The organism is Uruburuella suis, from assembly GCF_022870845.1.
In the GTDB taxonomy this organism is placed as follows: domain Bacteria; phylum Pseudomonadota; class Gammaproteobacteria; order Burkholderiales; family Neisseriaceae; genus Neisseria; species Neisseria suis.
In genome coordinates this window covers 1,706,462-1,719,381 of the sequence record NZ_CP091507.1, presented here as the reverse complement: position 1 = coordinate 1,719,381, position 12,920 = coordinate 1,706,462, and the positions used below count along the sequence as shown (strand labels likewise).

Annotated in this window: 10 protein-coding genes; 3 read left to right on the top strand and 7 right to left on the bottom strand. The window is 55.0% G+C overall.

The features are described from left to right. Positions 1–183: 183 nt before the first annotated feature. Positions 184–1,860, top strand: a complete 1,677-nt coding sequence (locus LVJ78_RS07740) for a formate--tetrahydrofolate ligase (protein WP_132954322.1) — start codon at positions 184–186, stop codon at positions 1,858–1,860. 680 nt (positions 1,861–2,540) lie between these two features. Here LVJ78_RS07740 and LVJ78_RS07735 read toward each other — a convergent pair. From LVJ78_RS07735 to LVJ78_RS07725, 3 genes are all read right to left on the bottom strand, one after another. Beyond that, positions 2,541–3,848: an aminopeptidase P N-terminal domain-containing protein gene (locus tag LVJ78_RS07735; RefSeq protein WP_132954323.1), complete on the bottom strand. Its 1,308-nt coding sequence runs from the start codon at positions 3,846–3,848 to the stop codon at positions 2,541–2,543. 115 nt (positions 3,849–3,963) lie between these two features. After that, a complete protein-coding gene (locus tag LVJ78_RS07730) occupies positions 3,964–4,341 on the bottom strand; it encodes a VanZ family protein (protein ID WP_132954324.1) in 378 nt (125 codons plus the stop codon). Then, entirely contained in the window at positions 4,332–4,538 is a 207-nt protein-coding gene (locus LVJ78_RS07725) for a dioxygenase (RefSeq protein ID WP_132954325.1), read from the bottom strand. Before LVJ78_RS07725 ends, LVJ78_RS07730 begins: the two co-directional genes overlap by 10 nt. 490 nt (positions 4,539–5,028) lie before the next feature. Between LVJ78_RS07725 and LVJ78_RS07720 the strand changes: the two genes are divergently transcribed. Beyond that, on the top strand, positions 5,029–5,892 hold the full coding sequence (locus tag LVJ78_RS07720) for a GRP family sugar transporter (RefSeq protein ID WP_132954326.1): 864 nt from the start codon (positions 5,029–5,031) through the stop codon (positions 5,890–5,892). A 532-nt stretch (positions 5,893–6,424) separates the two neighbouring features. On the opposite strand, the gene ribBA is transcribed toward LVJ78_RS07720, so the two are convergent. Both ribBA and LVJ78_RS07710 read right to left on the bottom strand, forming a co-directional pair. Next, positions 6,425–7,780, bottom strand: coding sequence for a bifunctional 3,4-dihydroxy-2-butanone-4-phosphate synthase/GTP cyclohydrolase II (ribBA, locus tag LVJ78_RS07715; RefSeq protein ID WP_132954327.1), 1,356 nt, complete (start codon positions 7,778–7,780; stop codon positions 6,425–6,427). 219 nt (positions 7,781–7,999) lie between these two features. Further along, the gene (locus LVJ78_RS07710; RefSeq protein WP_132954328.1) at positions 8,000–10,150 is read right to left on the bottom strand and encodes a LysM peptidoglycan-binding domain-containing protein; all 2,151 of its coding nucleotides are present in this window, start codon (positions 10,148–10,150) and stop codon (positions 8,000–8,002) included. Between the two features lie 178 nt (positions 10,151–10,328). Between LVJ78_RS07710 and LVJ78_RS07705 the strand changes: the two genes are divergently transcribed. Further along, positions 10,329–11,045: a class I SAM-dependent methyltransferase gene (locus LVJ78_RS07705; RefSeq protein WP_243650367.1), complete on the top strand. Its 717-nt coding sequence runs from the start codon at positions 10,329–10,331 to the stop codon at positions 11,043–11,045. 115 nt (positions 11,046–11,160) lie between these two features. Here the strand turns inward: LVJ78_RS07705 and LVJ78_RS07700 are convergent, their stop codons facing one another. Together LVJ78_RS07700 and LVJ78_RS07695 are read right to left on the bottom strand one after the other, a co-directional pair. Next, the gene (locus LVJ78_RS07700) at positions 11,161–11,415 is read right to left on the bottom strand and encodes a ComEA family DNA-binding protein (RefSeq protein WP_132954335.1); all 255 of its coding nucleotides are present in this window, start codon (positions 11,413–11,415) and stop codon (positions 11,161–11,163) included. A 390-nt stretch (positions 11,416–11,805) separates the two neighbouring features. Further along, positions 11,806–12,831, bottom strand: coding sequence for a transferrin-binding protein-like solute binding protein (locus tag LVJ78_RS07695; protein WP_132954329.1), 1,026 nt, complete (start codon positions 12,829–12,831; stop codon positions 11,806–11,808). Positions 12,832–12,920 lie beyond the last annotated feature (89 nt).

Genomic DNA, 12,920 nt, shown 5'->3' with positions numbered 1-12,920 from the left:
CAATGCATCATCCGAAATATTCTGCTTGTTCAAGGCCGATGTAGGTATGCCTTAAACGTTTATCCGTTTCAGACGGCCTCAAAAGGTAAGTTGATGTAATGCAAAAGCCATCCCTTTTCGCAAGCTCAGGCAGTATGTTGGCGCTATAATAATGCTTTTTCGCCCACGGAAAACGGACACCCCATGAGCTACAAAACCGATGCAGAAATCGCCCACGAATCCCCCATGCGCCCCATCGGCGAAATTGCCGCCAAGCTCGGCCTTGATGAAGCGCATATTTCGCCTTACGGCCATTTCAAGGCCAAAATCACACCGGTCAAGGCTTTTGCGCTGCCGGCCAAACAAGGCCGGCTGATTTTGGTGACGGCGATCAACCCCACGCCGGCGGGCGAGGGCAAAACCACCGTCACCATCGGCCTGGCTGATGCGCTCAACCGCCTCGGCAAAAATGCGGTGGTGGCCATGCGCGAGCCGTCGCTCGGCCCCGTGTTCGGCATCAAAGGCGGCGCGGCCGGCGGCGGCTATGCGCAAGTGCTGCCGATGGAAGACATCAATCTGCATTTCACCGGCGATTTTCACGCCATCGGCGCGGCCAATAATCTGTTGGCCGCCATGCTCGACAACCACATTTATCAGGGCAATGCGCTCGATATCGACCCCAAACGCGTGCTGTGGCGGCGCGCGGTAGACATGAACGACCGCCAGCTGCGCAACATTATCGGCGGCTTGGGCAAGCCGGTGGACGGCGTGATGCGCCCCGACGGCTTCGACATCACCGTGGCTTCGGAAGTGATGGCGGTTTTCTGCCTGGCTCAAGATTTGGCCGATTTGAAAAACCGCCTCGGCAATATGCTGGTGGCTTATAGTAAAAGCGGCGCGCCCGTGTATGCGCGCGATTTGAAAGCCCACGGCGCGATGGCGGCCTTGTTGAAAGATGCCGTCAAGCCCAATCTGGTGCAAACCATAGAGGGCACGCCGGCGCTGGTGCACGGCGGGCCGTTTGCCAATATTGCGCATGGCTGCAATTCGGTGATTGCCACGCGCATGGCGCAGCATTTGGGTGATTATGCCATCACCGAAGCCGGCTTCGGCGCGGATTTGGGCGCAGAGAAATTTTGCGACATCAAATGCCGCCTCGCCGGGCTGAAGCCCGATGCGGCGGTGGTGGTGGCCACCGTGCGTGCGCTGAAATACAACGGCGGCGTGGCGCGTGCCGATTTGGGCGCGGAAAACCTAGAAGCTTTGCAGCGCGGCCTGCCCAATCTGCTCAAACACATCCGCAATATGAAAGAAGTGTTCGGCCTGCCGGTGGTGGTGGCGCTCAACCGTTTTGTGTCCGACACCGATGCTGAATTGGATGTGATTCAAGCCGCCTGCGCCGAGGAGGGTGCAGCTGTGGCGCTCACTGAGGTGTGGGAAAAAGGCGGCGCGGGCGGCGAAGCGCTGGCGCATGCCGTGATCGATGCCATTGCAGGCCAGCCCAACGAATTTCGTTTTGCTTATGAAGAAAACAGCAGCGTGGCCGATAAAATCCGCGCCATTGCGCAAAAAGTGTATGGCGCGGCCGATGTGGATTTCAGCAGCGAAGCGCTCGCCGAAATCGCCGGCCTGGAAAAATTGGGGCTGGATAAGCTGCCGGTGTGCATGGCCAAAACCCAATATTCGCTCAGCGATGATGCCAAGCTGCTCGGCTGCCCCACAGGCTTCAAGCTGCACGTGCGCGGCATCACCGTGTCGGCCGGCGCCGGCTTTATCGTGGCTTTGTGCGGCAATATGATGAAAATGCCCGGCCTGCCCAAAGCGCCCGCCGCCGAGCAGATTGATGTGGACGAGCACGGCGTGATACACGGCTTGTTTTGATTCGGTTTTGAGTTGATATTGAATGCAAGACTTCAGGTTGGGCTAGGCTGCTGTGGCCCAACATCTGCATTTCTACCGATTGATTTTATAAAGCTGTTTGATTTTGAATGCCTAGGGTCTGTTCACATTTCATCCGTGCGTAAGATTTTGAGCGCAAAAGTGCGCTTGCAAGGCGAAAAGCGCAGCAAGGTTGGACACCTTGCGAGCATTTTCAACGCGGCAGGCGCATTTTTGAGCCAAAAGATTGTCACGAGATGAATTGTGAGCAGACCCTAGCCCAAGCTACGCAGATGACGCTAAAATTGTTCCTATGCCAAACTTAAAAAAATAATATACCAACAGGCAGCCTGTGGGGCGGATCCTTGAACCCGACCCACACTGATGGTGCTATCGAGCTGCTTTTATTTTGTAAGGTTATTTTTCTGAATGGGTATGATTTTTTAAGGTTGTTTTGGGAATTGGTGTAAAGCATCCAAAAAGGCCGTCTGAAAGTTTTTCAGACGGCCTTTTTATATAGTGAAATGCATAAAAAAGTGATACGGCGGGTAGGTTGGGTTGAAAACCCAACAAGCCCACAGGCCGTCTGAAACCTTGGGTTTATCAACCCAAGCTACGCCATTGTAAAATGGCGTTCCGTGTCACTTTTTCTTACATTTCACTATAGATGGCGGCGCTGCGGCTCAGCCGCGCATCAGGGCTTCGATCTCCTCGATTTGTTTGGGCGCGGCGGCGGTGTAGTTTTCGTGGCCGTGCTCGGTGACGAGGATGTTGTCTTCAATGCGGATGCCGATGTTGTGGAAGGCTTTGGGAATGTCGGGCGCGGCGTTGATATAAAGCCCGGGCTCGATGGTGGTGCACATGCCCGCTTGCAGCAAAATGGGCTTGCCATCGTGCCAGCGGCCGCCCACGTCGTGCACATCCAGCCCCAGCCAATGGCCGAGGCCGTGCATATAGAAGCGCTGATAGGCTTGGCTTTCAATATTGCCTGCTACGCTGCCTTTGAGCAGCTTCAAATCAATCAGGCCTTGCACCAAAATGTGCAGCGCTTGCGCGTGGATGTCGGCCCAGTTTGCACCGGGGTGCACGGCGGCAATGGAGGCTTCGTTGGCGGCGAGCACGATTTCGTAAACGTCTTTTTGGGCGGCGCTGAAGCGGCCGTTGACGGGGAAGGTGCGGGTGATGTCGCCGGCATACATTTGGTATTCGGCACCGGCATCGATCAGCAGCAAATCGCCTTCATGCAAAATATCTTTGTTTTCCACATAGTGCAGGCAGCAGGCATTTTTGCCGCCGGCTACGATGCTGTTATACGCGGGGAAGCGCGCGCCGTGGCGTATGAATTCGTGCACGATTTCGGCTTCGGCCTGCCATTCGCCCATGCCGGGGCGGGTGGTTTGCATGGCGCGGATGTGTGCCAGCGCGCTGATGCGGCCGGCTTCTTGGAGCAGGCTGATTTCGGCGGCATCTTTGATTAAGCGCATGGGGTTGAGCGGGGCGGCCAGGTCGGCAAGGCTGTCGGGCGCGCGGCTGCATTCGGCGAGCATGCGCTGGCCGGCACTTTGCTGCACGCGGTGCCAATGCTGCATCAGCGTGCGGTCGTGTTCGGGATATTGCCCCCACAGGGCGAATAATTGCTTTTTATTGGTGATGGCGGCCTGAATCTCTGCCGGCCATTCGTTGATATTGCGGGCTTCGTCAAAGCCGAATGCCTGCCGTGCGGCTTCGGGGCCGTAGCGAAAGCCGTCCCAAGTTTCGCGCAGCGGATCTTTGCCGCGGCAATAAAGCGTGCTGCTGCCTTTGGCGCCATCGAGCACGATAATGGCTTCCGGCTCGGGAAAGCCGCTCAGATAGTGGAAATAGCTGTCTTGACGGAAGGGAAAATCGGTGTCGTTGCTGCGGCGCTGCTCGGGCGCGGCAAACAACACGGCCAGGCCGTCGGGGCCGATTTTTTGCAAAAGCTGTGTGCGGCGGGTGATGTAGGGTTGCATGGCGGGCTCTTTTGAAGGGATGGTTTGAAATGGGTTAAGCATTTGTTCACAATCTTTTTTGTGGTTTGTTTCATGGTGAACAGATTCTAAAGGCCGTCTGAACAATGCGGGGCTTTCAGACGGCCTGCTTTTTGGCGGCGCTCACTTTGTGTGCCAGCCACAAAGCGGTGGCGGCACCGGCGATATCGGCCAAGCCGTCGAGCAGATCGCCCTGGCGGCTTTGGGTAAACAGCGCTTGCGCCACTTCGCTGCCGGCGGCCAAGAGCACGGCCAAGGTGAATAGCGCGACATAGGGAATGGGGCGCTTCGCCTGCATAAAGGCTTTGGCGGTGAGCCAGAATTGGCCGAAAAAAAGCGCGAAATGTGCCACTTTGTCGAAATGGGCAAAAGGCGGTGCGCCGCCCGCCGCTTCGCGAAACAGCAGCGAATAAAGGCCGGCGGCCAGCCACAAAAGGGCAAGCAGGCTGTAGCGGTTGCGCGGCATCATGCGCATTCTTCATCCAGCCAAGTTTGGCAGATTTGCGCCAGCCGCGTGAATTTGCCGCCGCGGGCGGCCAAAATATCGCGCCATTGCGCCACTTCGGCGGCTGCGGGCGCTTCGTCTATGCTGCATTCATAGAGCCAGAAGTCGAGCGTTTCGGCCACGGTGCCGGCGGCTTCTTGCTGCATCAGGTCGGTAAGTTCGGGCATGGTGAGGCCGTCTGAAAGAAAATAGGGCTTATTGTAGCGCGTTTGCATCGGGCTGGAAAATGTTCAGACGGCCTGTTTACTGTTTTTGAAATAAGATAACAAAATGCTGAACCGCACGCTGAACCGCATGCTGCAAAGCCGGCTCGGTTGATGGGCAATCGGCCATCAAACGCGAAAAAATGCATGAAAATAATACCCATTCGAAAAAATAAGATAGCAAGGCGGAAGCCTGCGACAGTACACCTATAGATTCGACAATTAAACATTGAAACTTAAAGGCATTAAAATTTATATTTTTCAATTATTTAAATTTTAGAAAATGCTCAATATTTAATTGCCGAATCAATAGTACGGCTGGGCAAGCCAACGCAGTTAGGTTGTTTTTTCGAATGGGTATAAGCTGTTTCGGGCATCTTTTTGAGATGTGTTAAACAAAATATCGGGGCAGGCGTTATAATCTGCAAAATGTAATTTTATTTCAGAGAGAATTATGGATATTGCCATTGCCTTATTGCCCGCTTTATTTTGGGGCTCGATGATTTTGTTTACCGTGTATATCGGCGGCACGGCTTACAGCCAGATTCTCGGCATCACAGTGGGCGCGCTTTTGTTTGCTTCGCTGAATTATTTTTTCAGCGATCCTGAAATCACGCAGAAAGTGTTTTGGGTGGGTTTGGCTTCAGGCATGTTGTGGACGGTCGGCCAAATCGGGCAGCTGCAAAGCATCAAGAAAGTGGGCGCGGCCACGACCATGCCGATTTCCACCGGCATGCAGCTGGTGGCCACCACGCTCTTTGGCGCGCTGGTGTTGTCGGAGTGGCATAATGCGGCCACCACCGGCTTGGGGCTGGCGGCGCTGGTGCTGATTTTGCTGGGCGTGTTTCTCACTTCGGCTCGCCCCAAAGGCGTGGTGGCGGATGCGGCCGGGCGCGACAATATGCGCGCGGCGCTGGTGATGTTGCTGGTGTCTACGCTCGGCTATCTGGCTTATGCGGTGCTGGCTGCTTCGTTTGACGTTAAAGGCTCGGATGCGATTTTTCCGCAAAGCATCGGCATGGTGCTGATGGCGCTGCTGCTCACGGCCAAAGAAAAGCCTTACAACCGCGATGCGCTTAAGAATATTCTGCCGGGCATTGTTTGGGCTTTGGGCAGCTTTTTTATGTTTGTGTCGCAACCGCGCGTGGGCGTGGCCATCAGCTTTTCGCTGGCGCAGGTGGCGGTGGTGATTTCCACGCTGGGTTCGATTTTTATTCTGAAAGAAAAGAAAACGCCTGATCAGATGACAAAAGTGATCATCGGCATTGTGCTGATTGTGCTGGCGGCGGTGTTGTTGGGTATTGCTAAAGATTATTGATATGGAGCTTTAGGGTCTGTTCACAATTCATCTCGTGGCAATCTTTTGGCTCAAAAACGCGCCTGCCGCGTTGAAAATGCTCGCAAGGTGTCCAACCTTGCTGCGCTTTTCGCCTTGCAAGCGCGCTTTTGCGCTCAAAATCTTACGCACGGATGAAATGTGAACAGACCCTAGGGGCTGTTCAGCATTCATTCGTGCGTAATACCAATCCAAAAAAATAACCTAACTTATGTTGGCTCGCCTTGCCGTACGTGTGTACTGTCTGCGGCTCGCCGCCTTGTTAGCTTACTTTTTTGAATTTGTATAAGATTTTGAGCGTAAAAAATTGCCACGAAATGAAGGTGAACAGACCCTAACACACAGGCCGTCTGAAAGGTTTCAGACGGCCTGTGTGTTTATTGCTGGTATTAAATCTACAAGCCGCCTGAAACCTTGGGTTTATCAACCCAAGCTACGCTGTTGCAGCATGCAGTTTTGTTTTACTTTTTCTTGCATTTCACAATATCTTATTGTTTGGACTTGGTGTGCTTGATCAAACTTCATCCGGCATTTCGAAGCCGGCCACTTCGAGGCCGAAGCCGGTGAGGCCGGTAAACGATGAAGGTTTGCCGAGTACGCGCATTTTTTTCACGTTGAGGTTGGCCAAAATCTGCGCGCCGATGCCGTAGGTTTTGCTGTCCCATTGTTGTGCCTGGTTCAGGCCTTTGGGCAGGGTGCGGTCGAGCAGGGTGGCGCCGCTTTCGGTGCGGTGCATCAAGATGATCACGCCGGCATCGGCGGCTTGGATGCGTTGCAGTGCGGCGGGCAGCGGCCAGCTGTGGCGCGGATTGGTGTGCAGGAAATCCATCACGCTGAAAGGCTCGTGCACGCGCACCAGCGTTTCGGTGTCGGGCGAGGGGCTGCCCTTAACCAGCGCCAAGTGGGTTTCGCCGGAGAGCTTGTCTACATACACATGCTGCTGGAAATCGCCCCACGGGGTGTGTGCCGGTGTGCTGCCCATTTCTTCGAGCAGGGTTTCGGTGCGGCTGCGGTATTCGATTAAATCGGTGATGGTGCCGATTTTGAGGTTGTGGGTTTGGGCGAAGGTCATTAATTCGGGAATGCGCGCCATGGTGCCGTCGTCGTTGATGATTTCGCAAATCACGGCGGCGGGAATCAGGCCGCACATTTGCGCCAAATCCACGCCCGCTTCGGTGTGGCCGGCGCGCACCAACACGCCGCCCTTTTGTGCGCGCAAGGGGAAAATATGGCCGGGTTGCACAATATCTTCGGCTTTGGCGGCGGGTGACACGGCGGTTTGGATGGTGAGCGCGCGGTCGGCAGCGGAAATGCCGGTGGAAATGCCGTGTGCCGCTTCGATAGACACGGTGAAGTTGGTGCCGTATTGGGCGCCGTTTTTCTGCGTCATCATCGGCAGGCCGAGCCGGTCGACCAAATCGTCGTTCATCGGCAGGCACACTAAGCCGCGTGCGTGTTTGATCATAAAGTTGATGGCTTCGGGGGTAACGAATTGGGCGGCCATTAGAAGATCGCCTTCGTTTTCGCGGTCTTCCGCATCGGTGATGATCACCATTTTGCCGGCTTTGATGTCGGCCAAGATTTCGGGAATGGTGGCAAATTGGGTCATGGTGTGGCTCGCTTGAGATGGGGTGGCGGAGGGGGTGGCTGCGTGGAAATCGCCGTGGTCGGTGTCGAGCCACAGCAGCGGCATGCCGGCGGATTGTTCGATTTTTCGGGCTTTGCGCTCGCCGAAGGTTTTGTTTTTCAGCAGCGCCGACAATTCGCCCTGATTGATGCCGGTTTCGGCGGCAAAGCGGCTTTGCCGGCCGCCGTGCAGGCGTGAAATCCAGCTGTGCAGATTATGGCGGCGCAATTCGGGTGTGCTCATGATGTTTTCTTGGCAGAAGAGGTGTTTAGATTGTATGCTGTTTTGCTTGAAAAGTAAATTATTTCGCTTGTTGATGGAAAATTACTTTTTAGTAAAGATGTGTAGCGGCGGGGATTTCAATATCTTTGAAGATTTGTTTTGATAACGCCACTCAAGCACATAGGCCGTCTGAAAATATTTTCAGACGGCCTATGTGCTTGGTTCAATGGATTGCGGCTTTTAGCTGCCCATCAGGTTTAGGCGCTGGCCCGGCACCAGTGTGCGGGTGTTGCGGTTCCAGCGGCGGATGTCGTTGATGTCGACATTAAAGCGGCTGGCGATGGTGTTGAGCGTGTCGCCTTTGCGCACGGTGTAGGAAACATTGCGCACGGCATTGCGTTGGGATGAGGCTTCTGCCAGCTTCAACACTTGGCCTTGGCGGATGTTGCTGCCGCGGATGTTGTTGGCGGTAATCAAATCGGCCACGTTCATGTTGTAGCGCTGGGCGATGTTATACAAGGTGTCGCCGGCGGCCACGCGGTGGGTGGTTGCGGCCGGTTGGGTTTGAGCGGCACGCGCTAAGCGGGCTTCGGTGCGCTGCTGTTGCTTGGCGCGGGCTTCGGCTTGCTGGGTGGCACGGATGCGGGCGGCCGCTTCGTTGCTTTCAGCTTGCGCCAATGCGCTGCGCACGCTGTCGGCCGCGCTCAGACGCAAGGCGGATTCTTGTGCCAACGCCAAGAGCGGATCGTCTGCTTCAACGGCGGCGCCCGGCTGGGTGGGCAAGGGCAGCGGTTGGTTAATCGCAATATCAATGGCCTGCTCGGCGGCTGCGGTTTGCGTGGGCAGCGGCAAAGCTTCTTTGATGGCTATATCGGTGCTGATGGGGGTGCCGGCTTGGGCGGTGGTGATGGGCGCGGCTTCAGGTGCGGCGGCAAGCGTGGTGGCAGCGGCGGGCGCTGTGTCAGACCAAGCGGTTGATTGCACGCGCGTGAAATCAATGGGTTGTGCAGTAGCCTGCTCAGGCACGGTGGCGATGCGGGTTTGGGCGGCGAGGATTTGCGGCCGGGCTTCGGTGGTGGCTGTTTGGGCAGCGGCTGCACGGGCGACGGTTATCGGCTCGGCCTTAGGCAGCAAAGGCTGGGCGCTGGCGAGCACGGCGGCCGAAGGTGCGGCGGGCTGCATCACCGGCATATCGGAGCGGTAAGTGTCGGGTGCGGTGTCGGTGTCGATGCTGGCGAAATTCAAGTCGTGGCGGCCGAAGCTGCCGGTGGTGGCTCTGCTTTTGGCCACCAAAATGCTGCGGCCGGCACCCACGCTGTTGGCGCTCATGCCGTTGAGGCGTTTGATTTCTGCCACGCTCATGCCTGTTTCAGCGGCAATGCTGGAAAGGCTGGTGGTGGAAAACGGTGTGTAAACATCCCAAGAGAGCAGGGTGTCGGGGCTGGCGTTGCGGTAGTTTTTCTCGAAAGTGGCCGCAGCCGTTACCGGCAGCAGCAGCTTGCGGTTGTTTTTCGGAATAAATACGGGCGCGCTGTAGGCCGGATTCAGCGCGAGAAATTCGCTCTCGCTGATGTTGGCTAAGCGGGTGATGGCAGCCACATCGGCAGGCTTATCAATGTTCACCGCTTTAAAATAGGGCTTGTTGTCGATGTCGCTCAGATTCATGCCGAAGGCTTGCGGGTTGTTTACCAAGTTGCGCACGGCCAAAAGCTTGGGCACATAATTGCGCGTTTCGTTGGGCATGCGCAGGTTTTCGTAAGTGGGCTCGAGGCCTTGTGCGCGGGCGCGGTTGATGGCGCGGCCGACATTGCCCTCACCCCAGTTGTAGGCGGCCAGCGCAAGCGACCAGTCGCCGAAGAGGCGGTGCAGGTATTCGAGATAATTCAGCGCGGCATCGGTGGCGGCAGCTACATCATGGCGGCCATCGTAAAGCGGGGTTTTTTCGAGGCCGTAGTGGCGGCCGGTGGCGGGCATAAACTGCCACAGCCCGGAAGCGCCCACATGCGAGCGCGCTTTGGTTACATAAGCGCTTTCGATAAAGGGCAAGAGGGCGATTTCAGACGGCATATTGCGCTTTTTCACTTCATTGGCAATATGAAACATATAAGGTTTGCTGCGGTCGATGGTGCGGTTGAAATAAGCGTTGCCTTTTACGAAGTTGCTTTCGTGGCGGCGCACCAATTCGGGGTTGACTTCAACCATGCGGAAGTCACGGCGCAGATTGTTCCAAAGGCTGCCGGAGGCAAAGTTGGTGGCGGCTTGATCAAGCAGCGAGGCGTTCAGGCGCATCATGGCCATGCCTGCTTGATTGGGTGTGGCGGCGTGGCCGGCGGTGGCGGAGAAGGCGGAAAGGCCGGTCACAGCCAATACAATAGTTTTTAATTTTGCCATAGTCTTTTAATATGAAGCATATAGGAATTCGATTTTGCCGATGTTACTGGCTGGAGGGGGTGCAGTCAAGTGATTAGGGCATTAAATTGCTTGATAATTTATAGGCTTGCCATGGGCATGGGCGGGGAAGGTTTTGTCGGATGGCAAGGCTGGCTGTATGATGGGCAGGCGAAGTGGAATGAATGAAAGTAAGGCGATGAGTTGCAAAATATTGACAGATTGGTTCGGCCGCACCGATGCGGGGCGCTACACGGCTCAGCGCGAGCAGCAATTTTATGCCCGTGCGCTGGCCGGGCTGCACGCGGGCACGGTGGTGCAGGCGGGCATGCCTGATTGGGCTTTGTGGCCGAATGGGCAGGCGGTGTGCGTGGGACGCGATGTGGAAATGCAGGCGGATGCTTCGGCCTGGGCGGATCAGGCGCTGGATTTGCTGCTGATGCCGCATGTGTTGGAATGCTGCGATGCGCCCGAGGTGGCGCTGGCCGAGGCTTATCGGGCTTTGAAACCGGAAGGGCGGTTGGTGCTCACCGGGCTGAACCCGCATTCTTTATGGCGCTTCAGCTGCTGGTTTGATGGTGTGCGCCTGCCCGAACAACGCCGCTGCCTGCCGTTGCCGCAGCTGAAAAAGCAGGCGCTCTCGCTGGGCTTTACCATCGAAAGCGGGCAATTTATGGTGTATGTGCCAGCGGTGAGTAGCGGCAAGGCGTTGAAAAACTGGCGTTTTATGGAGGCAGCGGGCGATCGCTGGTGGCCGCATGCGGCGGCGGTGTATGGCTTGGTGCTGCTCAAACGCACCGTGGGTGCGCGCCCTTTGCCGGGGCGTGAGCGCGAAGCGGAAGAAGCCGGGCGCAGCATGGCGCTGGGGGTGGCCAAGGCGCAGGCCGGTGTTAAGTGAGCGCTTAATCATGGTTCAACGCATATTGATGGGATAAGGCGGTAAACGTAAAAAAGGCCGTCTGAACAAATTTGTTCAGACGGCCTTTTTCAAGCAAAGTTAAAGTTAGCGATGTTTACACAGCGGGCACAATCGTGCCGTCTTGCAAACGGTTGAACAAGCTCTCGCCAATGCCTTTTACATTTTTCAACTCTTCCACGCTTTTGAAATTGCCGTGTTGTTTGCGATATTCAACAATTGCCTCTGCCTTTGCCGAGCCGATGCCCGGTAGAGCTTTGAGTTCATCGGCACCGGCGGTGTTGATGTTAACCGCTGCCAATGCGCAACTCATGCCCAAAAGAGCCAAAGAGGCCAGTATGGTTTTTTTCATGTCCATGTTTTTTCACTCCGTAATGAATTTAAGAATTATGTTTTTTTATATAAGATACCCGCAACTGCGGGCGAGGGTATGATAGATAATTGTTTTACCCATTGCAAGTATTTTAATAGGGTAAGTATTCTTGATTTGGGTAATTATTTCTTTAGTTTTTATCGGCTTGGGAGAAAATGGAAAATCGGGCGAAAATCGGGCACCGCTGAATTTTTAATGATAGATGCAAATAAGCGCATAAAGGTGAATATGTTTGCATAAGCATGCAAAACGGATTTGCCAAGCTTGCGTTTTCAATTTTCTGCGTTTTCACTTTTCAATAATCAGTGCAAAACTTACAGGCCGTCTGAAAACTGTGTTTCAGACGGCCTGTGTTTGATTTATGCCATTTTATTCGCTGGCATCTTGTTTTGCGGCAAAAGAACCGATGGCAAATCTATTGTCGGTAAACACCCCGCCCAGCTCGGCTGCTTTGGGGCCGTAAAAGCCGCCTTTGGCGGAAATCGGATAGCTGTCGAAAGGAATATCGCGATCGTCTGTGGCAAATCGATTGCCTTGAATGCTTGCGGTAAACGGCTGAAACGAGCCGATTTTGCCGGTGAGCGTGCGGGCACCGAAATCAACGGAGAATGAGGCATCTGTTTGAGTAATATCGGCTTGAATAATACCGGTGCTTCTGGAGCGGGCATCAGCTACCAAGGCTTGGCCACTATAAGCGGCAGTTCCCGAGGTTGGCATATCCAGAGTGCGATAGCCTTGTGCAAAGAATGATTGGCGGTGTGCATTAGGATCAAAACCCTTGCCGCTTACACTTTCGCGATCAAATTGACAGTTGATGTCATCAGCGCCGCATGGCGCTGCAGTGGGCCGATAAAACCAACCATGAACCAAATATTGCATATTATTGGACACTGCTTTAGTGATGGGTTGACCGTGTTCGTTGTGGCCGCTAAACACTGTGATGTTGCCGGTGATGCTTTGCGGCAGCATATTGATGCGCTCGCCATCTAACACCAATATATTGATGTTATCAGTGGAACCGGTGTTTCTTACCCACACAGGGCCGATTGGATCGTAAGCGGGGGCTACATCGTATTGCCGAAAAACATCTACTTCATAAAATTCGCCGCTGATTTTCTTATCCATGCCGCCATTTTCAGGTTCAGTAACCACCGGCGGATTGCCGCCGCCATCTCCGGGATCGGGAACCACTACCGGCGGATTGCCGCCGCCATCTCCGGGATCGGGAATCACCACCGGCGGATTGCCGCTACCATCTCCGGGATCGGGAATCACCACCGGCGGATTACCGCCGCCGTCTCCGGGATCGGTAACAACGGGCGGATTGCTGCCTCCGCTGCTGCATGCGGCCAAGCCCAAAGAGGCCGCCAATAAAGACCATTTCAACACGTTCATTTTCTCTCCTTCTATTTTTGTGGTTGGTGCTACTTTATGGGCTTTACTCTAGCATTCCCCAATTTTTATGACAATTGTGTATGAATTTA